The following is a 26306-nucleotide window of genomic DNA, read 5'->3' as shown; positions in this document are numbered from 1 at the left end:
GCGTTCTCCTTATTTCACTGCGCCAAAGGTCAGGCCGCGGACAAGTTGTTTCTGGCTGAACCAGCCAAGGATCAGGATCGGGGCAATGGCCATGGTGCTGGCCGCGCTGAGCTTGGCAAAGAACAGGCCTTCGGGGCTGGAATAGCTGGCGATAAAGGCCGTCAGCGGCGCGGCATTTGCCGCGGTCAGGTTCAGCGTCCAGAAGGCTTCGTTCCAGGCCAGGATAAAGTTCAGAAGGATGGTCGACGCAATTCCCGGCACCGCCATCGGCGTCAGGACGTACAGGATTTCTTCGCGCAGCGACGCCCCATCCATGCGGGCAGCTTCCAGAATTTCACCCGGAATTTCCTTGAAGTAGGTGTAGAGCATCCACACGATGATCGGCAGGTTGATCAGCATCAGCACCAGGGTCAGGCCAATGCGGCTGTCCAGGATGCCCAGTTTGATGAAGATCAGGTAGATCGGATAGAGCACGCCCACCGCGGGCAACATTTTCGTGGACAGCATCCACAGCAGGATGTCCTTGGTGCGTTTCGATGGCACAAAGGCCATCGACCAGGCCGCCGGCACCGCGACGATCACCCCCAGCACGGTCGATCCGCCCGCGATGATCACCGAATTCCACAGATATTTCATATAGTTCGAACGTTCCTGCACCACCGAATAGTTTTCCAGCGTCCAGTCAAAGAACAGAAAGATGGGCGGATCGGCGATGGCCTGGGCTTCGGTCTTGAAGCTGGTCAGGATTGTCCACAGGATCGGAAAGAAGATCAGCAGACCAACCCCCCAGGCGACCGCAGTATTGAGCATCTTGCGTTGGGTCGTGACGGCACGTGCCATGGCTCGGGCTCCTTACGCGTCCAGGTTCTTGCCGACGATGCGCATCAGGAAGATGGCAACGATGTTGGCCAGAATGATTGCATAGACACCGCCAGCCGATCCCAGCCCCACGTTCTGGCTTTCCAGCACGCGCTGGAAGATCAGGTAGGTCAGGGTCTTGGTGCCAAAGGCACCCCCGGTGGTCACGAAGATTTCGGCGAAGATCGACAGAAGAAAGATCGTCTGGATCAGGATCACGATGGTGATCGAGCGCGCCAGATGCGGCAGGATGATGTACCAGAACCGCTTGATGAACGGGGCGCCGTCCATTTCGGCCGCTTCCAGCTGTTCGCTGTCCAGCGACTGCACCGCCGTCAGCAAGATCAGCGTGGCAAAGGGCAGCCATTGCCAGCTGACGATCATGATGATCGACTGCAGCGATTCCTGGCTGAGCCATTGCACTGGCGTTGCGCCAAAGAATTTCCAAAGATGCGCCAGAAGCCCGTTCACAGGATCCATGAACATGTTCTTCCAGACCAGGGCCGATACGGTGGGCATCACGAAGAACGGGGCGATGACAAGGATACGAACCACGCCTTGTCCCCACATCGGCTGATCCAGCAGCAGCGCCAAGATCACGCCAAGTACCAGGGTGATCACCAGCACCCCCCCGACGATCATCAGCGTGGTCTGCACGCTGGGCCAGAAACTGCTGGAACTGATGAAGCGCACGTAGTTTTCGAATCCGACCCAGCCCAGATCGCCGCCGCGCAAGGGCAGGTATCTCTTGAACGAAAACAGCAGCGTCATCGACAAGGGCACAAGCATCCAGCCCAAAAGCAGGATCACGGCTGGGGCCATCATCATGCGGGCCGCGGTGCGGGAATGTTGGGTCGCCATGGGGTACCTCCGTCGTTGGCGGGGCTACCGCCTCGGATGATGATCGAAAGATCGCGGGGTCTTGTGAAAGGCCGGGGGGCAGCGGAAGGTCTGCCCCCCGGCAGACGCCGGAGCGTCTGTTACCGGTAGCCCGCGGCTTCCATTGCATCGTTGGTCAGGTCCTGCGCCTTTTCCAACGCTTCTTCGATGGTTTGCTGACCTGCATAGACGGCCGAAAATTCCTGGCTGACCTCGGTGGCGATGCCCGCAAACTCGGGGATCGCGGCGAACTGGACACCAACATAGGGCGTCGGTTCGACGGTCGAATTGTTGGGATCGGCTGACAGGATCGAATCCAGCGTCATCTGTGCAAAGGGCACGCTTTTGTAGTTCGGGTTTTCATACAGCGACGTGCGCGCACCCGGCGGCACGTTGGCCCAGCTTTCCTTGGCGGCGACCATGGCGATATAGTCCTTCGACGTTGCCCATTCGACGAACTGCTTGGCCGCGTCCACCTTTTGCGACCCGGCCGGAATGGCCAATGCCCATGCCCACAGCCAGTTCGAACGTTTGCCCAGACCGTTGTCGGGGGCCAGCGCAAAGCCGACGCTGTCAGCCACGGTGGAATCGTCGGGGTTGGTCACGAAAGACGCCGCGACGGTCGCGTCGATCCACATGCCACACTTGCCCTGCTGGAACAGCGACAGGTTTTCGTTGAACCCGTTGGTCGCATAGCCCGGAGGGCCGGATTCTTGCATCATGCCGACGTAGAATTCCAGCGTGTCTTTCCAGGGCTGGGTGTCGAACTGCGCGTTCCAGTCCATGTCGAACCAGCGCGCACCGAACGAATTGGACATCGCGGTGATGAATGCGCCGCCTTCGCCCCAGCCGGCCTTGCCGCGCAGGCAGATACCGTTGATTTCGTTTTCGCGGTCGGTCATCGCCGCAGCGGCTTCGCGCACAAAGGCCCAGGTGGGCGCATCGGGCATTTCCAGCCCCGCCTTTTCCATCAGGTCTTTGCGATACATGATCATCGAGCTTTCGCCATAGAACGGCGCGGCATAAAGTGTGCCCTCATAGCTCAGCCCGCCAACCATGGCGGGCAGGATGTCTGCGGCGTCATAGTCTTCGGACAGATCGTCCAGCGGCACCAGCCAGCCGTTGGCGCTCCAGATCGGCGTTTCGTACATGCCGATCGTCATGACGTCAAAAGCGCCGCCCTTTGTGGAAATGTCGGTGGTCACACGCTGACGCAGCACGTTCTCTTCCAGTGTCACCCATTCGACTTCGTGCCCGGTCTTGGCGGTGAAATCGTCGGTGTACCCCTGCATGCGGATCATATCGCCGTTGTTCACGGTGGCGATGGTCAGCGTTTCGGCAACGGCCCCGGTGGCCAAAGCGCCAAAAGCGCACGCCCCCATGAGGGCGCGGAACGAATAGGTCATAGGTATCCTCCCAAGTGTGGATGAGCATTTGTTCATCCCGTGGGCAAATATTCATCCATGGGCCTGCGACTTGTCAACATGGAAATTTCCCAGTCGCAGAGATCAGCCCAAAAGCGCGCGCGCGGTCGTTTCGTCCGTGGTCAGGGCATCCAGCAGGTTTCCGGCCAGCGCGGCGCGCAAAGCGGCCAGCTTGCTGGGGCCGCCCGCGATGCAATGCAGCGGCACCTGGCCGCCCGGAACGACGATGCCAACGGACCAGTCATTCACCGGATGATCGATGAGATTGCCTTGGCCATCAAACACTTGGCCGCAAATTTCGCCCACTGCGCCGGCATCCATCAATTCGCGCAGATCGTCGTGCGAAATAAACCGATCCACCAACAAGGGCGCGGTTTCGTCCATCTGCCCGATCCCGACAATGGCCAGGTCGGCCGAGCGGGCAAGCGCCATCGTGGCGCTGACATGGGGCAGGCTGCGATAAAGATCGCGCTCGTCCAGCGACGTGGAAAAAACAGGGGCGGACATCGGATAATGGGGCGCATTCGTCTTTTCGGCGAGTCGGAAGATAACCTCGTAGAACGATCCCGATCCGTCTGGGGCGACGTTGCCGATCAACGAAACCAGCTTGTGCTGGCTGCCGTCCAGACTGAGCATGCGGTCGATCACCATGCGCAGCGTTCGCCCTGTGCCAAGCGCGACGACGGACGGCACATCGGCCTGGAAAATCCGCTCCAGCGCGGGCGCGGCAAAGGCCGCCAGGCCGGGCAACACGTCGGATTGGGGGCCGATACTGGGCGACACGCGCGCGCGGCTCAGATGGAAGCGGGATTTCAGCGCCCGTTCCAGTTCCAGGCATTCCGCGACCGGGTGTTCAATGCGCACGCGCACCAGCCCTTCGCTTTGGGCGCGGGCGTACAACCGCTGCGCGCGCTGGCGCGAAATCCCAAGCTCGCGTGCGATCTGGTCCTGGGTCAGCCCCCCGACCAGCGACATCCAAGCCGCCCGCACCGCAAGGTCGCGCGCAGGAACATCATCTTCGTCGCCAACACCAGCGGCCATTGCCTATCCCTTCCCACCGAGCCCATGTGATAAATGAAAGAATTCGCCGTAGGATGCAAATTCCCTGTGCGGGCGGGCCCCGGCGGCGGGCGGCAGGTCAAGCCCGTGCAGGTGGCTGCCCCCGACATAGCGCCAGACCGTCATGCCCGCGGCCAGCCCGGCGGCAATGCCGGAAAACGAATCTTCGATGACAAGGCAGCGCGCCGGATCGGCCCCCATTTTGCCGGCCGCGTGCAAAAAGATGTCAGGCGCGGGTTTGCCGTTGGCGACCTCGCTTGTCGTGGTGCACCGGCCTGCGAACGCTTGCGTCAGCCCCACGATCTGCAGCGATGTCGCCAAACGTTCGGGGCTGGAGGATGTGGCCAGGCAATAGGGAACCGCCAGGGCATCGATCACCGCCGCCACGCCGGGCATGATCCGCAGGTCACGGGCAAAGGCGGCAAGCAGGCGCGCGCGATAGTCGGCTTCGAACCCGTCCGGCAAATCCACCCCGAAGTCGGTTCGGATCTGCGATAGAACCGCAGAATAGCTGCGCCCCAGGAAATGGCGCGCGACATAGGCGATATCGACCGCAACGGCGTAGCTGCGCAATTCCTGGATCAACATGCGGGCCGAGATCACCTCGCTGTCGATCAGAACCCCGTCGCAGTCGAAAATCACAAGATCAAAGTCGGGCATGTCAGCTCTTCAATCGATAGCCGGTCTTGAACCAGCGCCAGCACAGCGCCAGAACCGCCAGCGTCACCACCCCCAGCACCAACAGCCCCAGGTCAGGATCCGCATCCGAGGTGCCGATCATCCCATGGCGCACACCGTTGATCAGGTAAAATACCGGGTTGAAGCGGGTGATGATCTGCAAGGCCTCGGGCATCGCGGCGACCGAATAGAAGGTGCCCGACAAAAAGGCGAGCGGCGTGATGATGAAATTCGTGATGGCGGCCATCTGGTCGAACTTTTGGGCAATGATGCCCGCGACGATACCCAGTGCGCCCATGAACACCGACCCCAGCGCAAGGAACGCCAGCGCATAGCCCGGATGGGCCAGGCCCATGCCAAGCGTCAGCGCCAGCCCCAGCCAGATCGCGATGGCCACGGTCAACCCGCGCGCCAGCCCGCCCACCGCATAGCCCACGACCAGTTCCAGCGGCGACAAGGGCGGCATCAGCGTATCGACGATATTGCCCTGCACCTTTGAAACCATGATCGACGACGACGTGTTGGTGAATGCGTTCTGGATGACGGTCATCGTCAGGATACCCGGCGCCAGGAACATCACGAACGGCACGCCCTGCACCATGCCCCGGCTGGGCCCGATGGCCAGCGCGAAAATCGCCAGAAACAGGCCCGCGGTCACCAAAGGCGCCAGCAAGGTCTGCGTCCAGACCGCCGTGAAGCGGCGCACCTCGCGCGTGATCAGCGTCCACAGACCCAGCCAATTGACCCGCCCGAACCGGCGAACACCCATTCCTGTCGTCGTATTGCTCATGCCTGCCCACTCCTTTGCGTGCTGTGTCTTGTATCCTGCAGCAGGCCCATTACAATAGAGCCAAACACGAATGAGCCAAAGAGACCCCGCAGGCAAGCGCCCGCGTGGGTCGCTTTTTTCCAAAGGAGGACGCAATGTCCTGGACCGATGAGCGTGTAGAAACGCTGAAGAAGATGTGGGCCGAAGGACAATCGGCCAGCCAGATCGCCAAGGAACTGGGCGGCGTGACGCGCAACGCGGTGATCGGCAAGGTGCACCGGCTGGGCCTGTCCAACCGCTCGGGCGCTGGTGCGGCCCCGGCCAAACCGGCCAAGCCCGAGGCCAAGGCCAAGCCCGCCGTCAAGGCCAAGGCCAAGCCCGCCGCAAAGCCCGAAGCCGAACCGCCCGCCGCCGAACCGGCCGCACCACCGCCCCGTTCGACCAACCTGCGCCGCCAGATCATTCCGGCAGGCCAGCCCCTGCCCCCGCAGCCATCGGCCAATGAAATCAGCCCCGAGGCACTGGCCAAGGTGGGCGAGATCGAGAAAAAGGCCAAGAAACTGAGCTTGATGGAACTGACCGAGCGGACGTGCAAATGGCCGATCGGCGATCCGGCCACCGACGAATTCTGGTTCTGCGGGCTGGCGACCCAGGCTGGCAAACCCTATTGCGAGGCCCATGTCGGCGTGGCGTTCCAGCCGATGTCCTCGCGTCGCGACCGCCGTCGCTAAAACGGCTGCAAGGCCGCTCGGATATCTTTCAGAAGGGCGCTGTCGGGCAGACGGCGCCCTTCGGCTATTTCAGATGCGTTGTCCCAATCTGTTTGCCCGTCTGTTTGCGCGCAGATCGGGGCGCTGATCCCCCAAAACCCGCCCTGCGCGATGGATTGACGCATCAGCGGCAGAAACGCGATGCCCAAAGGGCGCACGATCGGATCGGCGCGCTCGCACGGCAGATCAATGGCGTAGCTTTCCCCGCCGGACACATTGGCCTTGTGAAACGCGTCGGGCGAAAAATCCATGGCAAGCTTGCCGGGGGTTGCGGCCTCTTGCGCCGCGCGCCAATCCTTGTTCGCGTAATCGGCGGCGAAATAGCCCGGATCAAACACCAGCGGATCATACCGGCCCAGCCCGCTTGCCACGCCGTCGCCGCTGGCGGCGCGGAAATCCACGGTCCCGACAATTTCGGCAAAGGCAATGACGGTGAACGGCGCCTTGGCTTTGCGCAGGGCATTCATGTGCCTGTCCAATGTCGCCATGCGCGGCGTGTCAGCCGCAAAGCGATACCCCGCCTCGCGCAACTGCGCGGCGATCATATCCACGTTTCGCCGCATGCGCGTCAGGATTGCAAAGGTCAGGGCAGCGCAGTCAGGGTCATCCACATAACCCGGCTCTTGCGACAAACGTAAAAGGAAATCGTGCCACACGGCATCGTACTCGCCGCGAGAATAGCGAAGGGACAATAACATGCGTGGTGAACTCTCTACCCAAACCTTCCGACAACTTTCTGGATTCGCCGTGCAATTGCAAGTTTAGAAACAATTTTGCGCAGTTATGTAGCAAGTCTGTGCCGTGGTAAAGGGTTGGCGCGCGGCCCGCGCCACCCTAGTTTTGCGTCAACCAAGGGAGGGCCCTCATGGCGCCAATCATATCCATCAAGTCGCTGTCCAAGAACTATGCATCGGGCACCAAGGCGCTGGACGACGTGTCCCTGGACATCGAAGACGGCGAAATCCTGGCCCTGTTGGGGCCCAATGGGGCTGGCAAGACCACCTTGATTTCCATCATCTGCGGCTTGGTCAACCAGACCAGCGGCAGCGTCGCCGTGGGCGGGCACGACATCCAGGCCGACTATCGCGCGGCGCGCAGCTTGATCGGGCTGGTGCCGCAGGAAGTGGCCGTCGAAACATTCGAGACGGTGATAAGCACCGTGCGCTTTTCACGCGGGCTGTTTGGCAAGCGAAAGGACGATGCCAAGATCGAAGAAATCCTGCGCGCCCTGTCGCTCTGGGACAAGCGCAACAACGAAAACCGCGAATTGTCAGGCGGCATGAAGCGCCGTGTGCTGATCGCCAAGGCGCTATCGCACGAGCCGCGCGTGCTGTTTCTGGACGAACCGACCGCCGGGGTCGACGTAACGCTGCGCCGTGAAATGTGGGATCTGGTGCGCCAGTTGCGTGCCCAGGGCGTCACGATCATCCTGACCACCCATTACATCGAAGAGGCCGAGGAAATGGCCGACCGGATTGGCGTGATGGACAAGGGCAAGCTGCTGCTGGTCAAGAACAAGTCGGAACTGATGGCCGACTTTGGCCGCAAGCACCTGCGCATGGAACTGACCGCCCCACTGGACGCCATCCCGGAAATCCTGTCAGGCTATGCTTTGCAGCTTGAAGATGGCGGGCGCACGTTGGTCTATGATTACGACATTCACCAAGAGCGCACCGGGATCACGCGTCTGATTGCCGATCTGGCCGATGCGGGAATTTCGGTGCGCGATCTGGACAGTGAAAAAAGTTCGCTCGAAGAGGTCTTCTTGCGCTTGGTGGACGGAGAAACAGCATGAATCTGCGCGGCGTCAAAGCGATCTATCTATATGAAATGTCTCGCACCTTTCGCACATTGGCGCAATCGGTCCTGTCACCGGTTCTGTCCACTGTGCTCTATTTCGTGGTGTTCGGGTCGGCCATCGGCGGGCGGATCCAAGAGGTTGAGGGCATCGCGTACGGCGCGTTCATCGTGCCCGGCCTGATCATGCTGACCTTGCTTCAGCAATCAGTATCGAACGCCAGCTTCGGGATCTATTTTCCAAAGTTCGTCGGCACGGTGTACGAACTTTTGTCTGCGCCGATTTCCTTTATCGAAGTGCTGATGGGCTATGTGGGCGCGGCGGCGACCAAGGCGATCATGATTGCCGTCATCATTCTGATCACCGCCAATTTCTTCGTCGATCTGACCATTGCGCACCCGTTTGCAATGGTGGCTTTCCTGATCCTGACGGCAATCAGCTTTGCGCTGTTGGGCTTTATCATCGGGATCTGGGCCAAGAATTTCGAACAGCTTCAGCTTGTGCCCCTGTTGATCATCACCCCGCTGGTATTTCTGGGCGGCGCGTTCTATTCGGCATCGATGCTGCCGCCCTTTTGGGAGGCGGTCACGCGTCTGAACCCCGTACTCTACCTGATCTCGGGGTTCCGCTGGTCGTTCTTTGGCGTTGCGGACGTGCCGGTCGGGGTGTCGCTTGGGGCTGTCGCAGTGTTCCTGCTGCTGTGCCTTGGGATCATCTGGTGGATCTTCAAAACCGGCTGGAGGTTGCGCGAATGAAATCGTGGCACGTCGTCGCCATCGCCGTCGCGCTGGTCATTGCGCTGCAACAGGGGGCGCCGCACCTGTTGCCTGGCAGGCTTCCCGACATGGTCGAACTGGACGACCCGCCCGGCTTTCGCGCCGTTCCCAGGGCGGCGACCTCACCCGGCAGCGCGATCTTTGCCGGGCTGGATCCCGCGACAGCCGTGCCCGAAGTACAGGGCGATTTTTGCCAGGCGCTGTTTCCCCCTGCGGACACCGGCGTGCCCGTGGCCTATTTCCTTGACTACAATTGCCCCTATTGCCGTGAATTGTCGCGAATTCTGGCCCAAACCGACGGGATCACGCTGCGCCGGCATTGGCTGAGCGGTCTTGGGTCCAGCTCGCTTACCGCGGCGCGCGCGGCGGTGGCCGCGGAATCGCTGGGGGTTGGCGATGCAATGTATGCCCGGTTGTCACGCAGCGTGGTCGTGGCCAACGCGGGGTATCTGCGCGCGCTGGCCGAGGGGATCGGGATCGATCCGGACCAGTTGATCGCCGCCATGACCAGCCCCCAAACCGACGCCGCGCTGGAAAATTCGGCCGCGCTGGCCAGACGCTTTGCCCTGCCCGGCACACCCGCATTGGTTGTGGGGCGCACACTTGTGGTGGGCGAAATCGACGCCAATACGCTGGACACCCTTGTCGCGCACGAGGCGGCGGCGCAACGCCCCTGCTGACGCCGATCACGCCCACACCCTTTCCGCCGCGCGCAAACCGATCTTGTATGGCGCGCCTTGCCCTGCCTGCTTGCCCTGTCTGCCGGTGCCTGTTGGCGCGAACGGGCGGAAATCTTGATCCGGGCGCGCCCTGTCGGCCCGGCCAGTGCTTTGGCACCGCGGGCGACGCGCCCATAGCCGCGACCACTGACCGTGCGCCGCGCATCGCCGTGGTTGGCCCGAACAGAAAAGCCGATGCGCCCGGAAACGCCGCGACGCGGACCCGCCAAGGATGGGGTTGATGGCCCGGCGCAAGGCCGGCGCAGGGCCGTGGCGCGCGTCAGGTCACGCTTTCCTTGGCCCGCGCCCTGCCCTATATGCCCGCACATGAGCCAGAACCCGCCCGAGCTTCGCCCCGACCTCGCCCCCAAGGCCCGCTTCAACGATGCCCCCCGCCCCGGCCAACCCCGGATCGGCATGGTCAGCCTGGGCTGTCCCAAGGCGCTGGTCGACAGCGAACGCATCCTGACGCGCTTGCGCGCAGAAGGTTATGCGATCAGCCCGGACTACGCGGGCGCCGACGCGGTGATCGTGAATACCTGCGGGTTTCTGGACAGCGCCAAGGCCGAAAGCCTGGATGCGATCGGCGAAGCGCTATCCGAAAACGGCAAGGTGATCGTGACCGGCTGCCTTGGGGCAGAACCCGAATTCATCACCGGCGCGCACCCGTCGGTTCTGGCCGTCACCGGCCCGCACCAGTACGAACAGGTGCTGGACGCCGTACATGGCGCCGTGCCGCCAGATCCCGACCCCTATATCGATCTTCTGCCCGCCAGCGGCGTCAGCCTGACCCCGCGCCACTACAGCTATCTGAAAATATCCGAAGGCTGTAACCACAAGTGCAAGTTCTGCATCATCCCCGACATGCGCGGCCGCCTGGCCAGCCGCCCCGCCTTTGCCGTCCTGCGCGAGGCGGAAAAGCTGGTGGACAGCGGCGTGCGCGAATTGCTGGTGATCAGCCAGGACACCAGCGCCTACGGCGTGGATATCAAACACGCCGAAGATCGCGGACATCGCGCCCATATCACCGATCTGGCGCGCGATCTGGGCAGCCTGGGGGCCTGGGTACGCCTGCATTACGTCTACCCCTACCCACATGTGCGCCAGTTGATCCCGTTGATGGCCGATGGTCTGGTGCTGCCCTATCTGGACATCCCCTTTCAGCATGCGCACCCGGATGTGCTGAAACGCATGGCGCGCCCGGCTGCCAGCGCCCGCACGCTGGACGAAATCGCCGCATGGCGCGCCGCCTGTCCCGATATCACCCTGCGTTCGACCTTCATCGTCGGCTACCCCGGCGAAACCGACGATGAATTCCAGTACCTGCTGGACTGGATGGACAAGGCGCAATTGGACCGTGTCGGTTGTTTTCAATACGAAAACGTCGCCGGAGCGCGGTCGAACGCGCTGCCCGATCACGTGCCTGATGACGTCAAGCAAGACCGCTGGAACCGGTTCATGGAAAAAGCGCAGGCGATTTCAGAAGCGAAACTGGCTGCAAAGGTCGGCCAGCAGATGGATGTCATCGTCGACGATATCGACGGCGACGGCATCGCCACCTGCCGCACCAAGTCCGACGCCCCCGAAATTGACGGCAACCTGTTCATCGACGACGCCACCAGTGGGCTGTCGGTCGGCGATATCGTGACTGTCGAGGTTGACGAAGCAGGGGAATACGACCTGTGGGGGCGCATGGTCCGAGCGACATAACAGCGACATTGCGGTGCGCTCAACCGCGCGCGCCTGTCGCGCTCTGAGGTCTGTTCAGCCCGCTGTCCTGTGCGAAATGCGGCGCAACGGGCCTTGATACGGGGCCGGTTGGCGATGCCGTGTGGCGCGCCGTCAACACCGGCCATGGCTGGCCAGAGGCAGGGCCGGTGGATCAAAGCCTCAGCCGCGTTATTCCTATGAACAATGCCTTCGGGGCCGCCCCCTGGGCTGGCCGAAAAATTGGCCGATGGGCGAGCTGATCGACGCTGGTGGTGCCGGGCAAGGCAACGCCGCCCTTGGATCATCAGTGCCGCGCGCGGTTTTTGCATCGCGCAGATTTGGCCGTTTGACCCGCCTTGCCAATCAATCTATCAAAGCCCCACCAGGGGCGCCGAAAGGCTGAGACGTACCCTTTGAACCTGAACCAGATAATGCTGGCGGAGGGAGGTGCTACGTTGTGATTTTCTGCACGCGTTGTCCCCTTTTCCGTTTGAAAAGGAGACACAATGGCCCCTGCAGACCTGCTTGGCACATTGCGCAACGACAGCCCGTTGGTCCAATGCATCACGAACTACGTCGCCATGAATATCGCGGCAAATGTGGTGCTTGCGGCTGGCGCATCGCCGGCGATGGTGCATGCCGTCGACGAGATCGAGGATTTCACCCCCATCTGCGGCGCGCTTACGGTCAATATCGGCACGCTGTCGGCGCCTTGGGCCGCCAGCATTCTGGCCGCCGCCCGCACTGCCAATGACAACCAAATTCCCTGGGTTCTGGACCCCGTCGCGCATTTCATATCGGGCTACCGGAAGGACGTTGCACAGACTCTGCTTGCGTTGCGCCCGACCATCCTGCGCGGCAATGCGTCTGAAATCATGACCCTGGCCGGTGAAGCAGGCGCCGGCAAAGGCGCTGACAGCGGCGACAGCGTAAGCGACGCACAGAACGCGGCGCGGTCCATCGCCCAGACGCATGGATCCGTTGTCGTCGTGACCGGCCCGGTAGATTTTGTCACCGACGGGGCCCGGTCGGCCACGGTGACCGGTGGCTCGGATATCATGCCTATGGTGACGGCCCTAGGGTGTTCGCAAACAGCGTTGATGGGCGCCTACGCCGCCTGCGGCCCCGCGTTTGAGGCCGCCGTTTCCACGGCTGCGCATTTCAAGGTTGCCGGGTCCAGGGCGGCACAACACGCCAATGGACCGGGCAGTTTCCAGATGCATTTTCTGGATGCAATCAGCACAACGCAGCCCGGTGATTTGGCCGGCGTCATCCAATCATGACCGATCTGCGCCAAAAGTTGCGCCAACAGTTGCGGCTGTATTTGGTGACCGACACGCAGCTCTGCCGCGACGACGGGTTGGTCGAAACAGTGCGCCGGGCCGTGGCCGGGGGCGTCACTATGGTGCAATTGCGCGCCAAGGACGCGGCGACACGGGATCGGGTGCAAATGGCCATCGCGTTGAAAGACGCGCTGAGCGGAACAGGCGTTCCCCTGGTCGTCAACGATGACCTGGATGCGGCAATCGCGGCGGATGTCGATGGCGCCCATATCGGCCAAGGGGACATGGCGCCTGCCAAAGCGCGCGCATTGCTGGGGCCGGATAAATTCCTGGGCTTGTCGTGCGAAACCCAACAGACCGTGCAAGCCGCAGACCCGGGTCTGGTCGACTATCTGGGGCTGGGCCCGGTGTTTGGAACCGCGACCAAGACAGATCACAAAGCCCCCATCGGGTTTGACGGGTTGGCGCGCCTTGCGCAACTGACCGCTTTGCCCACCGTCGCGATCGGCGGGCTAAAGGCGATCCATCAAGCGCAGGTCCTGGCCAGCGGGGTGGACGGTCAGGCCGTGGTTTCGGCCATATGCGGGCAACCTGATCCCAAAGCCGCGGCACAACGTTTTACAGGCAAGGAGCAGTGATGATCGCCAATGTTCTCAGCATCGCGGGGTCGGACCCGTCGGGCGGCGCCGGCATTCAAGCCGACTTGAAAGCCATCTGTGCCAATGGCGCCTATGCCATGGCGGCTGTGACGGCGTTGACCGCGCAAAACACCCAAGGAGTAAGCGGCATTCATCTGGTACCGCCTGCCTTTGTTCAAAGCCAGATCAGGGCCGTTTTTGACGACATACAAGTGGATGCGATCAAGGTCGGGATGATTGCAAACGCCGAGATCGCGCAGGCCACGGCCAAGGCTTTGTCCGGGCGCAATGCCCCCATCATCCTTGACCCGGTCATGATCGCCAAAGGCGGCGCGGTCCTGTTGCAACCCGATGCCGTTGACGTGCTGCGCGATACGCTTTTGCCGATGGCGACGGTTCTGACCCCGAACCTGCCAGAAGCTGCCCATCTGCTTGGCGTCGACATCGCCACCACCCGCGCCGACATGCAGGCCCAAGCGCGCGCGCTGTGTGCGCTTGGCCCAAGGGCGGTGTTGTTGAAAGGCGGACATCTGCGCGGGAATGACAGCCCCGATTGTCTGGTGTCCGCTGACACGGTCACGTGGTTTGAAAGCCCCCGCACGCCCACGCGCAATACGCATGGGACAGGCTGCACCTTGTCCTCGGCGCTGGCGGCGCAGTTGGCGCGCACGGGTGATATTCCATCGGCAGTTGGCGCGGCCAAATCCTATGTAAGCGCCGCGATTGCCCAAGCCCATCAGTTGCAGGTCGGGTCGGGTCACGGCCCAATCCATCATTTCGCAGCGCTCTATCAGTCCCAAAAGGAAAACCAGTCATGAAATCCGTTTTGCTCGCCGCAGCTTTTTCCCTTTGCGCGGCCCCGCTTTGTGCACGCGATCAAATGACGCTCTTGCTGGATTGGTTTGTGAATCCTGACCACGGGCCAATAATCATCGCACAGGAGAACGGGTATTTCGCCGATGCAGATCTGGACGTCGACGTGATCGCCCCGGCCGATCCGTCTGATCCGCCCAAACTTGTCGCGGCAGGTCGCGCGGATCTGGCAATTTCGTACCAGCCGCAGCTGCATCTGCAGATCCACGAAGGGTTGCCATTGCAGCGTGTCGGAACGTTGGTCGCCACACCGTTGAACTGTTTGCTGACACTGGCTGATGGGCCGATTGACACGCCTGCGGACCTGAAAGGGGCCAAGGTGGGCTTTTCCGTTGGCGGTGTGGAAGAAGCGGTGTTGGGTCATATGCTCAACACCCACGGGCTGACGCTGGACGATGTGGAATTGATCAACGTGAACTGGTCGCTGTCACCGTCCCTGATGTCCGGGCAGGTAGACGCGGTTATCGGCGCATTTCGAAATTTTGAACTGAACCAAATGGCCATCCAAGGCGCGCCGGGCCGGTGTTTCTACGTCGAGGAAGAAGGCCTGCCGCCCTATGACGAACTGATTTATGTCGCCAATCCGAACACGATGGATATCGATATGATCCGCCGGTTCTTGGCCGCCACCGAAAAGGCCACGCAGTACATCATCAACCACCCGCAAACCTCGTGGCAGATTTTTTCAAGCACAGCGCCCGAGCTTCAAGATGAGCTGAACAAACGCGCGTGGGCCGACACGCTGCCCCGTTTTGCCCTGCGCCCGACGGCGATGGACGCCGGACGCTATGCGGCGTTTGAAGCGTTCTTGTCCGACGCGCGCCTGATACCCGCGATAAACCCTGTTTCGAAAATCGCCATTGATGTGACAGCGCAATGACCGATCAACCCTATGGCAAGACCTTTGCGCGCTGGCGCGCATGTTGCCCCCAAGAATGGCAGGCCTATACGCATCATGCTTTTGTCACCGGGCTGGGTGACGGCAGTTTGCCGCGCGCGGCATTCGTTCACTATCTGATCCAGGATTACGTGTTCCTTGTGCATTTTGCGCGGGCATGGTCATTCGCCGTGGTCAAAGCGGAAACACTGGACGAGATGAAGACCTGCGCCAGCACCGTCGACGCGCTGGTCAATCATGAAATGGCGTTGCACGTCGAAACCTGTGCCGGCGAAGGGATCGACGAAGCCACGCTTTTCGCGGCATCCGAAGCGCCCGAAAACCTGGCCTACACGCGCTATGTTCTGGACGCGGGCCTGCAGGGGGATTTTCTTGACCTGATGGCTGCGCTGGCGCCCTGTTGTTTTGGCTATGGCGAAATTGGCCTGCGTCTGGCGCGTACCTGCGCGCCCGCGACGCCCTATCAGGCGTGGATTGAGACCTATGCGGCGCAGGATTACCAATCGGTAATGGCCAATGTCGGCCGGATGATCGATCAGGCGGTGGCGCGGCGGTTGGGCAATGATCCCGCCGCCTCGCCCCGGTGGGCGCAGCTTCAGCGCAGGTTCACCACAGCGACGCAGCTCGAGGCGGCGTTCTGGGACATGGGGCTGCGGGCGGCGTGAGCGATGCGCCCGCAATCCATGTCTGCGGCAGCCATAGCATCGCCGGCAGGCCGCTGTTTTCTTCAATTGACCTGAAACTGCCCGCTGGAAAATGCACCTGCATCCTGGGGCGATCCGGGGTTGGAAAATCGACGCTTTTGCGACGGATCGCAGGGCTGGAATGCGCGGGGGTCTTTACAGGCCATGTTACCGCGTCAGACCACGACTCGCTGGTCGGACGGATCGCCTTTATGGCGCAATCCGATTTGCTGCTGCCATGGTTGTCCGTCCTTGAAAACGTGGTGCTTGGCGCGCGCCTGCGCGGCGCCAGCCCCGACATGGACCGCGCCAAAGACCTGCTCGGGCGCGTTGGCCTGGCCCGGTATCATTCCCACAAACCTGCCGCCTTGTCGGGCGGGATGCGCCAACGCGCGGCGCTGGCCCGCACCCTGATGGAAGACTGTCCCATAGCGCTGCTGGACGAGCCGTTTTCAGCACTCGATGCCAGCACGCGCGCGGACATGCAGGATTTGTCGGCGCAGTTGCTTGCAGGAAAAACCGTTGTGATAGTGACCCATGATCCGGCCGAAGCGGTACGGCTGGGCCATCAGATCGTGGTGTTGACGCGCGACGGCGCCGCGCCCCGGCATCTGCCGGATACCGACCCCGTGCGCGATCAATACGCCCCCGACACAATCGCATGCCAGGCGGCACTCTTGGCGCAGCTGAGGGGGCTGGCATGAGCCAACTTCGCTACGGTCTGGGCGCCATCGTTTTCGCACTAATGCTCTGGCAAGGGATGGTCTGGATCACGGGGGCCCCGCATTTCATTCTGCCGTCCCCCTGGCGCGTGGCCCAAGCCGGGTGGGAAAACCGCGTACTGATTGGCGAACATGCATTGGTCACCGCGACCGAAGTCATGTTGGGCCTTGTACTGGCAACCCTGCTGGGCGTTGCGACAGCCATCCAGTTGGCCAGCTCACAGCGCCTGCACCGGTTGGTGATGCCGCTGTTGGTTTTCACACAAGCCGTGCCCGTCTTTGCCTTGGCCCCCATTCTGACCTTGTGGTTCGGGTATGGCATGTCATCCAAGGTGATAATGGCGGTTCTGATCATCTACTTTCCGGTGACCAGCGCCTTTTACGACGGGCTTGTCCGCGTGCCGCGCGATATTGCCGATTTGGCGCAGACGATGAACGGCACGCAATGGCAGATCATGCGGCGGATCCGGATACCCCATGCACTTCCATCGCTGGGAACAGGATTGAAACTGGCCGCTGTTTACGCCCCGGTCGGGGCAGTGATCGGTGAATGGGTGGGCGCATCGAAGGGGCTGGGCTATCTGATGCTGCTTGCGAACGGCCGCGCCAAGACCGATCTGATGTTTGCCAGCCTGATCACACTGGCCGTCATGACGATAGCCCTGTATTTTGTGGTAAACAAAGCGGCCGCGCGACTACGGTGGGAGTGAACACCGCCACCGCGCTTGCGCCTGCAATGGGATCCAAAAACTGGACTACCCAGAGGTCTGGGGGCGTGGTTCGAAAACGGGCAGCGTGGCCGCCAGACCCGCGCAGGCGCTTTTCAACGCATGTGCGAAAATCTGCGCCAATTCATTGACGGTCGGGTGGCGGACCCAGCGCGCCGGTCTGGCATGGGGGAAATCTGGGCTCAGCCTATGCGCAGCAGATAGATGTCCATGATCCAGCCGTGTTTTTCGCGCGCCGCGGCGCGGGTCTGGACGATATCGTTGCCAACCTCGCCCAGCGGTCCTTCGATCAATCGCTGCTTGTCAGAGCCAAGATAGGCCCCCCACCAGATGTGCACCCCTTCGGGGTCAAGCGACTGGAACGAACATTGCCCGTCCAGCATTACCACCACCGTATCTTCCCCTTGGGGGATGCCGTCTGCGCGAAGACGGCGCCCGGTTGTGATATGCACCGACCCGTTCACCACGTTTAGCGGGATGGCATGGGCGGCCGTCAGGGCCTGAATCGCGGTAATGCCGGGCACGACCTGCACCGCAGGCTTGGGCTGTAGCCGCGCAGCGATCCGCAGCGTGCTGTCATAAAGCGACGGGTCCCCCCAGACAAGCAGCGCAATCGGGCCATCGGTTTGGGCCGCTGCGATCGCGGCTTGCCAGCGGCGGGCGATTTCATCGTGCCAGCTTGCGACCCGTTCCTGATAGGGCAGGCCTGGATCACGCTTTGGGTATTCGAAATGAACGATTTTGGCCTGTGACCCCGAGGCCGCGATGATGCGGTAGCGGATTTCGGCCAGGTCGTCTTTGCCCTGCCCCTTGTGCGGCACCAGGATGAGCGCCGCATCGCGCAGCGCGCGCATGCCTTCAATCGTCACATGCGCAGGGTTTCCGGTACCAACGCCGATCAGCCAGATTTTGCGGGCCGTGTTCATCATTCAGGCATCCGGGCATAAAAAAGCCCGGGTCGCAGTATCGACCCGGGCAATGAAAATCGTGGGTTCAGGCCGCGTTGTACAGGCGCTTGTGAACCGCGCCCGACTGTTCCAGCCCGCGCAGGGCTTTGGCACCGGCCAGGACGGCAAGATCGGCAACCGGTTCGACCAGAACCACCAGCATGTAGGCTGCGCCGAATGTCCAGACAGACTGGAAGGTTTCAGCGGTAACGCCTTGACCGTAAAAGGCCCAGAAGGCGACCCAGGCAACCACACCGCCCTGGTACATCGCGGACAGTTTCAGCACGCTGGCATAGTCCAGATCAACATAGGCCGTGCGGGCCGGGATGATCCGCCGTGCCAGTGCCGTAATGCCAAGCAGTGGGACCAACAATGTCGTCACGTTGACGAAATACATGGGCAGATCGGACGGGGCGAAGAACATCCCCTGAACCAAAAGCCCCAGCGCAAGCCCGAACGCCGCCGGCGCAGCGCCCAACACCAGGAACAGGGTTGTGCCCAGGATGAAGTGAACTTCGGACACGCCGACCGGAAAATGCGGCAGGATCTGAAAGAACACGAACGTGCCGACCGTGGCCATGAGGGTGCGTGCGGCGAATGATCCGGCCGGATGGGCGCGCAGATCATCCATTGCCAGTTTCGCTGAATAGGCGACTGCGCCGGTTGCGGTCGCGTAAGCGAAAGCCATCTTTGCGCCATCAACGACGCCGGGTTCGATATGCATGGGGTATCCCTCGTTTCTGTGGCTGCCCCTCCGGCAGCAGGATGTACCGTTTGCACGGCAATTAGTGGTTGTTACGGCAGGTCTCCTGACTCGCGGGTCGTTGCGCTTCCGGCCTTCCCAGCCTTGTCGGCCAGTGGTTTTCCTTCAAGCTCGCCGCTCACAGTTGCGGGGGCAGTCCGGGATTTTCACCCGGTTCCCTATTATGACACGTGACGTGTCGCCGTATGGTTTAGTATTACAGGTGATCGCTTTGTGAACAAGTATGGAAGCGACATCTATGGCTCCGATAACGGCCCATAGAGGATGAGCGCGGGGTTATCGCCTATTTCCCGTGCTAACTGGTCAGCCAGCGATTGGACCGTGTGACGTTCGATATGTTGGGCTTGCTTGCCGACCGCTTCGGCCAACAGCGCAGGGGTGCTGGCGGGCAGCCCTGCGTCGATCAAAATGGCCGCAAGTTTCGGGAAGGTGCGCTTGCCCATGAACACCACCGTCGACGCGGACGGATCGGCCAGCGCGGCAAGGTTCATGTCTTCTGGCAGATCGCCAGTCACGTCATGGCCGGTGACAAACTGCACCCGGCGCGCCGTCAGCCGCCGGGTCAACGGAATGCCTGCTGCGGCTGCCGCGGCACAGGCCGACGGGATGCCCGGAATGATCTCGTAGGGGATGCCGGCCTCTTTCAGGGCAAGGATCTCTTCCTCGAGTCGCCCGAAAATGCCGCTGTCGCCGGATTTCAACCGCACCACGCGCTGGTCAAGCTTTGCATAATCCACAAGCAAGCGGCTGACGTGGTTTTGCTTGGGCGATTGTCGCCCGGCGCGCTTGCCGACCCCCACCAGATCGGCGCCACTGCGCACCTTGTCCAGAATCGGGCCCGAGGACAAGTCATCGAACAGCACCGCATCCGCCCGCTGCAGCCGGTCCACGGCCTTGATTGTCAAAAGCTCGGGATCGCCTGGCCCGGACCCCACGAAGCTGACGAAGCCGGTCATGCGTCTTCCTCTTGCGTAATGAGATGAAAGAACGTCCCCGAAACATGCCCCCGATGCGAGCCTGTCTCGGGCACCAGATTGCCATCGGCGTCGCGCACCTCTGCCATCGGCGGGTCGGGTTGTTCAAGGATGCTCGAATAATGAAATTCATGCCCGCGCAGGGCAGTGCCCGGGGCAAACCCCGGCATGTTCGAGCGCAGCACCGCGCGCCGATAGCCCAGGTGGAATTTCCGTTTTTCGTAACTGGTGACAAGACCCAGCAGTCCGGCCATCCGGTGGCGCGCACCCGATTTGTCGATCAGCGCCTCACCCAGGGCCATGTAGCCGCCGCATTCCCCATGCACAGGGCGCGTTTCGGCATGGCGGCGCAGACCGTCGCGGAACGTTGCGGCCGCAGCAAGTTTGCCCGCGTGCAATTCCGGGTACCCACCGGGCAACCAGACGATATCGGCATCCGGGTGCGGCGCCTCATCGGCCAGCGGTGAAAAGGGCAAAATCTCGGCCCCCCCTGCCTGCCAGCCTTCCAGCAGATGCGGATAGGTAAAGGAAAACGCCGCATCGCGGGCAATGGCGATGCGCTGCGCGGGGGGGCGCGGTAGCGCGGGCGGGTCGGTCGGCAAGGGCTGTCCATCAGCTGCCGCGCGAAGGGCGGCCATATCGACATGTTCGCGCAGAAAATTGGCATAGCCCGCGATCGCCGCATCGAGGTCAGGGTGCTCGACGGCCTGTATCAGCCCCAGATGCCGTTCGGGCAGGGTCAGATCGCCACGCCGCGGCAAAACCCCCAGCACCGGCAGCCCCGCGCGCTCCATTCCCAGCCGCGCCAGCCGCTCATGCCGGGGCGAGGCAACGCGGTTGAAGATCACCCCCGCAAAGGGCAGATCGGGGTTGTAGGTCTTGAAACCCAAGGCGGTGGCGGCGGCAGACTGCGCCTGCCCCCCCACATCGATCACCAGAACGACGGGCCAGCCCATGGCCTGGGCTGTCTCGGCGCTGCTGCCGAACCCCTGCTGGCCGCGCGTGGCAACACTGTCGAACAAGCCCATCGACCCTTCAGCAACGCACAGATCGGCCCCGCGCGCCTGCGCAGAAATCGCCTGCCACAGCGCCGGGCCCATGGCCCAGTCATCAAGATTGAAGCTCGGGCGTCCACAGGCGATATGGTGAAAAGCCGGGTCGATGTAATCGGGGCCGGATTTGAACGGCTGCACTGCCACGCCGTCTTCGCTGAGCGCGCGCAGCAACCCCAGCATCACGGTTGTCTTGCCAGTACCCGAGGACGGCGCGGAAATCATCAGGCCCTTCATGGCGCATCACCCATTATCTGTTTCCTCGGTGTCTGTTTTCTGGGCGTCTGTTTCCTGGGTGTCTGTGTCGTCGGTCCAAGTGGCCCAGGGGCTGTCCGCACTTTGCGGCCGATAGCGGCGGTCATAGTCGACCGCGTAGAGGCAGCTTTCGTCAAACCCTTCGCCCGCCAGCGCGGGTCCGACAAGAATCAGGGCAGTGCGCTGAATATTGGCGGTCAGCTTGTCCTGGATATCCGCCAAAGTGCCGCGCAAGATCGTTTCATCCGGCCAACTGGCGCGGTAAACCACGGCGACCGGACAATCTGGCCCGTAGGCGGGCGTCAGATCTGCGACCACCGCGGCGATGTTCTGGATCGACAGGTGAATGGCCAGCGTTGCGCCCGTGGCCGCGAAATTGGTCAGAGTTTCGCCCTCGGGCATGGTCGAAGCGCGGCCCGAGGTGCGCGTCAGCACCACCGATTGCGCCAGTCCCGGCAGCGTCAGCTCTGCCCCCAACGCCGCCGCGGCGGCGGCAAAGGCAGGCACGCCGGGCGTGACCGAAACGGGAATGCCTTCGGCGCGCAGCCGGCGCATCTGCTCGCCCATGGCCGACCAGACCGACAGATCGCCGGAATGCAGCCGCGCCACATCTTGCCCGCCCGCGTGCGCGCGCAGGATTTCAGCGATGATCTGATCCAGATCCATCGACGCGGTGTTCACGATATGCGCGCCATCCGGGCAATGTTCCAAAATGGCCTGCGGCACCAGCGAACCGGCATATAGACAGACGCGGCAGCTTGCGATGATATCGCGCCCGCGCAGGGTCAGCAGATCCGGCGCGCCCGGTCCGGCGCCAATGAAATGTACGGTCATGAGGGGGCTCCTTCGGCGAGGGCACAACTGGCAAGGCGGTCTTGCGCGTGCATGCGGGGGATCAAGAGCCGCGCGCCTGGTCCGGCTGCGGCAAGGGCGGCGGCTTCGGCGACCGAGCCGGTGGCACGCTCTGCCACGACCCGCGCGGATTGCGTGTGCGTGATCTGCGCGCTCAGCGCTTCTTGCGGGATCGGATGCACGGGCAAGCCAAGCGTGTGGGCAAACCGGGCCAGAGCCGGGGCCTTGTCCTGCGCGGTGGCCAGTGCGTGGGGGGCCGCAATTCCGGCGGCCTTGCAGGCCTTGCGCAATGCGTCGCGCAGGCTGTCATCCCCGGCACGGGTGGAAAACCCAAACCCCGCCACGATCATAGCCTGTGGCTCCATTGGGTGATGGGATAGGCCGCGCGCCAACCACGCTTGGGGCCGATGGGGGCGACGCTGGAAATTTCTATGCGCATCAACGCTCCGCCCAGTCTGGCCTGCGCTTGCGTCAAAAGCGCCTCGCTTTCCAGCGTCACGGCGTTGATCACAATTCGCGTACCCGCGGGCAAGGTTTCAAGATGCGCCAGAAGTTCGCGCGACAGCCCGCCGCCGACAAAGACGACATCGGGCGCGTCCAGTCCAGATAGGGCACCGGGCGCCCGGCCTTCGACGACGTTCAGCCGGTCTACGCCCAGCCGGGCCGCATTGGCGCGGATCTGCGCGGCCCGGTCGGCGCGAAGTTCGACTGTTGTGGCGGTCAGCGTCGGGTCGGCCAGAAGCCATTCGATCGCGATTGAACCAGAGCCCCCGCCGATGTCCCACAGATGCTCGAACGGGCGCGGCGCCAGCGCCGAAAGCGTCAGCGCGCGCACCGGTTGCTTGGTGATCTGGCCGTCACTGTCGAACCAGTCATCTGCGCGCCCCGCGCTCAGCGGCAGAGCTTGGCCAGCGCCCGCTACCTCAATAGCGACGCAGACCGGATGGGCAAACCGCTGGGTCGCCAGATCCTGTGCGGGGGCCTCCGTCACCCGTTCCCGTGGACCGCCGAGCGCCTCTAGCACCGTGCACCGGGATGCGCCAAAACCGCAGCGGCAAAGGTATTGTGCGACCCCCGCCACCGCTTCGCCGTCGCGCAGTGTGGCGATGATCCGGCGCCCCGGCGCAAGATGCGGGCGCAGCCGGGCCAAGGGTGCGCCATGCAGGCCAAGGCACAGCGTGTGTTCCAGCGGCCAGCCCAATTTCGCGGCCGCCAGAGAAAAGATCGAACGCCCCGGAAAGGCCCGCCATTCCGCGCGGTCCAGGCGCCTGGCCAGTGTCGTGCCGGCCCCGAACCAGAACGGATCGCCCGACGCCAGAACCACTGTCGGCTGACCGCGCCGGGCCATCAGCTGCTCGACCCCGCTTGCAAAGGGCACCGGCCAGACGATCCGCTGGGCCGCGCTGTCTGGCAGCAGCGACAGGTGTCGCTCGGCGCCCATGATGCAGCTGGCCTGCGCCAGTGCTTCTCGGCTTGCGCTGCACAGCCCGTCTGGTCCATCTTCGCCCAGTCCGATCACGGTCAGCCACGGAGTGTCAGACATGCGCCCAAACCTCCTGATCCTTGGCGGCACAACAGAGGGCCGCCACCTGTGCAAGGCGGTGGCGGAAGCGGGCCTGGCTGGCACAGTTTCCATGGCCGGACGCGTGAAACACCCCGCACCGCAAGGCCTGCCGATGCGCCTGGGCGGATTTGGCGGCCCCGGTGGGCTGGCGCGCTATCTGCGCGACAATGCCGTCACCCATGTGATCGATGCCACCCATCCCTTTGCCGCGCAAATGAGCTGCAACGCCATCGACGCCTGCGCGCGCACCAAAACCCCGCTGATCGCACTGACCCGCGCACCCTGGCAGGCGGGGCCCGGGGATCGTTGGACCCATGTTCCCGATATCGCCGGCGCGGTGGCCGCGCTCGACCGCCCCGCGCAACGCGTCATGCTGGCTGTAGGGCGCATGCATCTGCAGGACTTTGCCGCCAATCCACAACACGCCTACCTGCTTCGGCTGGTGGACCCGCCGGCGACCCCCCTGGGTTTTCCCCGGGCCGAGGTGATCGTGGATCGCGGGCCTTTTACGCTGGCGGGCGACCGGGCGCTTCTGAGCGAGCATCGCATTGATCTGGTGGTGTCCAAAAATGCGGGCGGCACCGGTGCGCAGGCCAAGATCCTTGCCGCGCGCGAGCTGGGCTTGCCAGTCCTGATGATCGACCGACCCGCCATCGCGAAACGCGCCGAAGCACATTCCATCGCCGAAGTGTTGCGCTGGCTGGGTCATGTGTCGACCGATCTGGGGGTATAGACAAACGGCGCACCGGCGCGCGCGATGATCCGCGTGGTCGACGAGCCGACCAAGACCACGGTGCGCATGTTGGCCATATCGGGCGTACATTCGGTCAGCGGCACCACGCGGATCGTTTCGTCGGGTGTCGATACGGCACGCGCAAAGATGACTGGTCGCGCATCGCCGCAGCTTTCTTGCAGGATCTGCAAGGTCTTGGTGAACCCCTCGGGGCGGGATTTCGAGCGCGGATTGTAAAAGGCCATTGCGAAATCCGCTTCTGCCGCAAGGCGCAGCCGTTTTTCAATCAGCGACCACGGCTTGAGATTGTCGGAAAGGTTGATGGCGCAGAAATCATGGCCCAGCGGCGCCCCGGCACGAGCGGCGGCCGCCAGCATCGCGGTGATGCCGGGCAGCACACGGATATCCAGATCGCGCCAGGCGGCAGGTCCGGCCTCAAGCGCTTCGAAAACGGCGGATGCCATGGCAAACACCCCCGGATCACCCGACGAGACGACCACAACATGGCGCCCTGCGCTGGCCAGTTCCAGCGCGTGCCGGGACCGGTCGATTTCGACCCGGTTGTCGGACGGGTGAAGCGTCAGTCCGGGCCGCGCGGCAACGCGGGCCACATAGGGAATATAGCCCACCACATCGGTGGCCTGCGCCAGGGCATCGGTGACCTCGGGCGTCACCAGAGACCCGGCGCCAGGGCCAAGCCCGGCGATCACCAGCGACCCTGTCACGGGCGCCTCCCGTTGCCATGTACCACGATGATCGAGAAATAGGGTGTGACCTTGTCGCCCGCCTCGGAAAGTTTTTGCACGGTCTGTTCGGCCATCGCGGCATATTCAACCAGCCAGGCCGCGTCATAGCGGCCGGCGCGGCGCAGCGCATTGCGGATTTTTTCGATATTGCGGCCGATTTTCATGATCACAAGCGCATCAGAGCGTGTGATATGGTCGACCAGCGCGTCTTCGGGGGATGTGCCCATCAGCACGCTGAGCACATCGTCGCCCCAGGTGATCGGCATGCCGGTCGCCGTCCAGGCGGCGCTCATGCCGGTGATCGCGGGCACGACCTCAACCGGGCAGGTGTCTTTCAACCTGGTATAGAGATGCATGAACGAGCCATAGAAGAACGGATCGCCTTCGCTGACGACAACCACATCCTGGCCGCCTTCGGACAGGGCGCGCAGGCGCGCCGCGCTGTCTTCGTAAAAGGCGGACAAGATCTGGTTGTAGCGTGGATCGCTGAGCGGGATTTCGGTCGTCACCGGGTATTCCATGGCAATTTCGGTGACATCCGGGCGAAGAATGCCACCAAGAATGCGCCGTGCGTGACCGGTCCGGCCCGCCTTGCGGAAATAGGCGACATGCGATGCCTGACGTAGCAGCCGGTCCGCCTTGACCGACATCAGGTCAGGGTTCCCCGGCCCCAGTCCGACGCCCCAGACCGTGCCTTGTGTTTTGTCGGGACCGCTCATTCCTTGCGGCTCGCGATGGCATTGATTGCGGCCACGGTGATGGCGCTGCCGCCAAGACGCCCTTCGACAATGCAGCACGGCACCGGCTGGTCCGCCCAAAGCGCGGCCTTGCTTTCGCGCGCGCCGACAAAGCCCACCGGGCAACCAATGATCGCCGCCGGGCGCGGACAGTCCGGGTCTTCGAGCATGTTGAGAAGGTGAAACAGCGCCGTGGGTGCGTTTCCGATGGCCACCAGCGCGCCCTCAAGCCTGGGGCGCCACAATTCCAGTGCCGCGGCCGATCGGGTATTGCCCATGTCCCGCGCCAGATCGTGAATTCCATCGGCATGTAGGGTGCAGATCACATCATTGTTTGCCGGCAGGCGCGCGCGCGTGACGCCTTCGGACACCATCCGCGCATCGCAGAAAATCGCCGCTCCGGATTCCAGCGCGGCCC

Annotated in this window: 30 protein-coding genes and 2 riboswitches; of the genes, 13 read left to right on the top strand and 17 right to left on the bottom strand. The window is 62.9% G+C overall.

Annotated features, from left to right (window positions below):
• Positions 1-9: 9 nt before the first annotated feature.
• From ACP2AV_RS13640 to ACP2AV_RS13615, 6 genes are all read right to left on the bottom strand, one after another.
• Positions 10-840 carry a carbohydrate ABC transporter permease gene (locus ACP2AV_RS13640; protein WP_426373321.1) on the bottom strand — a complete coding sequence of 277 codons (831 nt, stop codon included), beginning with the start codon at positions 838-840 and terminating at the stop codon, positions 10-12.
• 12 nt (positions 841-852) lie between these two features.
• On the bottom strand, positions 853-1719 hold the full coding sequence (locus ACP2AV_RS13635; protein ID WP_426373320.1) for a carbohydrate ABC transporter permease: 867 nt from the start codon (positions 1717-1719) through the stop codon (positions 853-855).
• Between the two features lie 119 nt (positions 1720-1838).
• Positions 1839-3143 carry an ABC transporter substrate-binding protein gene (locus tag ACP2AV_RS13630; RefSeq protein ID WP_426373319.1) on the bottom strand — a complete coding sequence of 435 codons (1305 nt, stop codon included), beginning with the start codon at positions 3141-3143 and terminating at the stop codon, positions 1839-1841.
• A gap of 102 nt (positions 3144-3245) precedes the next feature.
• Positions 3246-4202, bottom strand: coding sequence for a sugar-binding transcriptional regulator (locus tag ACP2AV_RS13625; protein ID WP_426373318.1), 957 nt, complete (start codon positions 4200-4202; stop codon positions 3246-3248).
• A 3-nt stretch (positions 4203-4205) separates the two neighbouring features.
• Positions 4206-4880 (bottom strand): HAD family hydrolase, encoded by a 675-nt coding sequence (locus ACP2AV_RS13620; RefSeq protein ID WP_426373317.1) that lies wholly within the window; start codon positions 4878-4880, stop codon positions 4206-4208.
• A gap of 1 nt (position 4881) precedes the next feature.
• A complete protein-coding gene (locus ACP2AV_RS13615; protein WP_426373316.1) occupies positions 4882-5688 on the bottom strand; it encodes an ABC transporter permease in 807 nt (268 codons plus the stop codon).
• A gap of 134 nt (positions 5689-5822) precedes the next feature.
• On the opposite strand from ACP2AV_RS13615, the gene ACP2AV_RS13610 reads away from it, so the two are divergent.
• Positions 5823-6398: a GcrA family cell cycle regulator gene (locus ACP2AV_RS13610; RefSeq protein ID WP_426373315.1), complete on the top strand. Its 576-nt coding sequence runs from the start codon at positions 5823-5825 to the stop codon at positions 6396-6398.
• On the opposite strand, the gene ACP2AV_RS13605 is transcribed toward ACP2AV_RS13610, so the two are convergent.
• Positions 6395-7135 (bottom strand): hypothetical protein, encoded by a 741-nt coding sequence (locus ACP2AV_RS13605; RefSeq protein ID WP_426373314.1) that lies wholly within the window; start codon positions 7133-7135, stop codon positions 6395-6397. The genes ACP2AV_RS13610 and ACP2AV_RS13605 overlap by 4 nt on opposite strands.
• Before the next feature lie 167 nt (positions 7136-7302).
• On the opposite strand from ACP2AV_RS13605, the gene ACP2AV_RS13600 reads away from it, so the two are divergent.
• From ACP2AV_RS13600 to ACP2AV_RS13550, 11 genes are all read left to right on the top strand, one after another.
• The gene (locus tag ACP2AV_RS13600) at positions 7303-8232 is read left to right on the top strand and encodes an ABC transporter ATP-binding protein (protein ID WP_426373313.1); all 930 of its coding nucleotides are present in this window, start codon (positions 7303-7305) and stop codon (positions 8230-8232) included.
• Positions 8229-8990, top strand: a complete 762-nt coding sequence (locus ACP2AV_RS13595; protein WP_426373312.1) for an ABC transporter permease — start codon at positions 8229-8231, stop codon at positions 8988-8990. The genes ACP2AV_RS13600 and ACP2AV_RS13595 overlap by 4 nt, the downstream gene beginning before the upstream one ends.
• On the top strand, positions 8987-9691 hold the full coding sequence (locus tag ACP2AV_RS13590) for a DsbA family protein (RefSeq protein ID WP_426373311.1): 705 nt from the start codon (positions 8987-8989) through the stop codon (positions 9689-9691). Before ACP2AV_RS13595 ends, ACP2AV_RS13590 begins: the two co-directional genes overlap by 4 nt.
• Before the next feature lie 366 nt (positions 9692-10057).
• Positions 10058-11440 (top strand): 30S ribosomal protein S12 methylthiotransferase RimO, encoded by a 1383-nt coding sequence (rimO, locus tag ACP2AV_RS13585; protein ID WP_426373310.1) that lies wholly within the window; start codon positions 10058-10060, stop codon positions 11438-11440.
• A gap of 374 nt (positions 11441-11814) precedes the next feature.
• Positions 11815-11903: riboswitch (TPP riboswitch) on the top strand.
• A 43-nt stretch (positions 11904-11946) separates the two neighbouring features.
• Positions 11947-12723, top strand: a complete 777-nt coding sequence (gene thiM / locus ACP2AV_RS13580; RefSeq protein WP_426373309.1) for a hydroxyethylthiazole kinase — start codon at positions 11947-11949, stop codon at positions 12721-12723.
• A complete protein-coding gene (thiE, locus tag ACP2AV_RS13575; RefSeq protein WP_426373308.1) occupies positions 12720-13361 on the top strand; it encodes a thiamine phosphate synthase in 642 nt (213 codons plus the stop codon). Before thiM ends, thiE begins: the two co-directional genes overlap by 4 nt.
• Positions 13361-14179 carry a bifunctional hydroxymethylpyrimidine kinase/phosphomethylpyrimidine kinase gene (gene thiD, locus ACP2AV_RS13570; RefSeq protein ID WP_426373307.1) on the top strand — a complete coding sequence of 273 codons (819 nt, stop codon included), beginning with the start codon at positions 13361-13363 and terminating at the stop codon, positions 14177-14179. The genes thiE and thiD overlap by 1 nt, the downstream gene beginning before the upstream one ends.
• The gene (locus ACP2AV_RS13565) at positions 14176-15114 is read left to right on the top strand and encodes an ABC transporter substrate-binding protein (protein ID WP_426373306.1); all 939 of its coding nucleotides are present in this window, start codon (positions 14176-14178) and stop codon (positions 15112-15114) included. The genes thiD and ACP2AV_RS13565 overlap by 4 nt, the downstream gene beginning before the upstream one ends.
• A complete protein-coding gene (tenA, locus tag ACP2AV_RS13560; RefSeq protein WP_426373304.1) occupies positions 15111-15797 on the top strand; it encodes a thiaminase II in 687 nt (228 codons plus the stop codon). The genes ACP2AV_RS13565 and tenA overlap by 4 nt, the downstream gene beginning before the upstream one ends.
• Complete coding sequence (locus tag ACP2AV_RS13555; RefSeq protein ID WP_426373303.1) at positions 15794-16519, top strand: ABC transporter ATP-binding protein; 726 nt, start codon at positions 15794-15796, stop codon at positions 16517-16519. Before tenA ends, ACP2AV_RS13555 begins: the two co-directional genes overlap by 4 nt.
• Positions 16516-17247 carry an ABC transporter permease gene (locus ACP2AV_RS13550; RefSeq protein ID WP_426373301.1) on the top strand — a complete coding sequence of 244 codons (732 nt, stop codon included), beginning with the start codon at positions 16516-16518 and terminating at the stop codon, positions 17245-17247. The genes ACP2AV_RS13555 and ACP2AV_RS13550 overlap by 4 nt, the downstream gene beginning before the upstream one ends.
• 200 nt (positions 17248-17447) lie before the next feature.
• Here ACP2AV_RS13550 and cobF read toward each other — a convergent pair whose 3' ends face one another.
• From cobF to cbiE, 7 genes are all read right to left on the bottom strand, one after another.
• Positions 17448-18194: a precorrin-6A synthase (deacetylating) gene (gene cobF, locus ACP2AV_RS13545; protein WP_426373300.1), complete on the bottom strand. Its 747-nt coding sequence runs from the start codon at positions 18192-18194 to the stop codon at positions 17448-17450.
• A 64-nt stretch (positions 18195-18258) separates the two neighbouring features.
• Positions 18259-18936 carry an energy-coupling factor ABC transporter permease gene (locus tag ACP2AV_RS13540; RefSeq protein ID WP_426373298.1) on the bottom strand — a complete coding sequence of 226 codons (678 nt, stop codon included), beginning with the start codon at positions 18934-18936 and terminating at the stop codon, positions 18259-18261.
• 58 nt (positions 18937-18994) lie between these two features.
• A riboswitch (cobalamin riboswitch) is annotated at positions 18995-19176 on the bottom strand.
• A gap of 35 nt (positions 19177-19211) precedes the next feature.
• Positions 19212-19931 carry a uroporphyrinogen-III C-methyltransferase gene (cobA, locus tag ACP2AV_RS13535; protein WP_426373297.1) on the bottom strand — a complete coding sequence of 240 codons (720 nt, stop codon included), beginning with the start codon at positions 19929-19931 and terminating at the stop codon, positions 19212-19214.
• A complete protein-coding gene (locus ACP2AV_RS13530) occupies positions 19928-21238 on the bottom strand; it encodes a cobyrinate a,c-diamide synthase (RefSeq protein WP_426373296.1) in 1311 nt (436 codons plus the stop codon). The genes cobA and ACP2AV_RS13530 overlap by 4 nt, the downstream gene beginning before the upstream one ends.
• A 6-nt stretch (positions 21239-21244) precedes the next feature.
• Positions 21245-22090, bottom strand: a complete 846-nt coding sequence (gene cobM, locus ACP2AV_RS13525) for a precorrin-4 C(11)-methyltransferase (protein ID WP_426373295.1) — start codon at positions 22088-22090, stop codon at positions 21245-21247.
• Positions 22087-22473: a cobalamin biosynthesis protein gene (locus ACP2AV_RS13520; protein ID WP_426373294.1), complete on the bottom strand. Its 387-nt coding sequence runs from the start codon at positions 22471-22473 to the stop codon at positions 22087-22089. Before ACP2AV_RS13520 ends, cobM begins: the two co-directional genes overlap by 4 nt.
• A complete protein-coding gene (gene cbiE / locus ACP2AV_RS13515) occupies positions 22455-23651 on the bottom strand; it encodes a precorrin-6y C5,15-methyltransferase (decarboxylating) subunit CbiE (RefSeq protein ID WP_426373293.1) in 1197 nt (398 codons plus the stop codon). The genes ACP2AV_RS13520 and cbiE overlap by 19 nt, the downstream gene beginning before the upstream one ends.
• Here cbiE and ACP2AV_RS13510 point away from each other — a divergent pair.
• On the top strand, positions 23650-24405 hold the full coding sequence (locus tag ACP2AV_RS13510; protein WP_426373292.1) for a cobalt-precorrin-6A reductase: 756 nt from the start codon (positions 23650-23652) through the stop codon (positions 24403-24405). The genes cbiE and ACP2AV_RS13510 overlap by 2 nt on opposite strands.
• Here ACP2AV_RS13510 and cobJ read toward each other — a convergent pair.
• The 3 genes from cobJ to ACP2AV_RS13495 form a co-directional block, all read right to left on the bottom strand.
• Entirely contained in the window at positions 24378-25130 is a 753-nt protein-coding gene (gene cobJ / locus ACP2AV_RS13505; RefSeq protein WP_426373291.1) for a precorrin-3B C(17)-methyltransferase, read from the bottom strand. The genes ACP2AV_RS13510 and cobJ overlap by 28 nt on opposite strands.
• Complete coding sequence (gene cobI, locus ACP2AV_RS13500) at positions 25127-25870, bottom strand: precorrin-2 C(20)-methyltransferase (protein WP_426373290.1); 744 nt, start codon at positions 25868-25870, stop codon at positions 25127-25129. The genes cobJ and cobI overlap by 4 nt, the downstream gene beginning before the upstream one ends.
• Positions 25867-26306 (bottom strand): precorrin-8X methylmutase (locus ACP2AV_RS13495; RefSeq protein ID WP_426373289.1); only part of this gene is annotated, 440 nt, incomplete at its 5' end. The genes ACP2AV_RS13495 and cobI, both read right to left, overlap by 4 nt.

The sequence above is a fragment of the Aliiroseovarius sp. PTFE2010 genome (assembly GCF_049943335.1).
Classification (GTDB): Bacteria; Pseudomonadota; Alphaproteobacteria; order Rhodobacterales; family Rhodobacteraceae; genus JBNFVY01.
The sequence above is the reverse complement of the archived record's forward strand: the minus strand, read 5'-3'. Positions and strand labels throughout refer to the sequence as shown.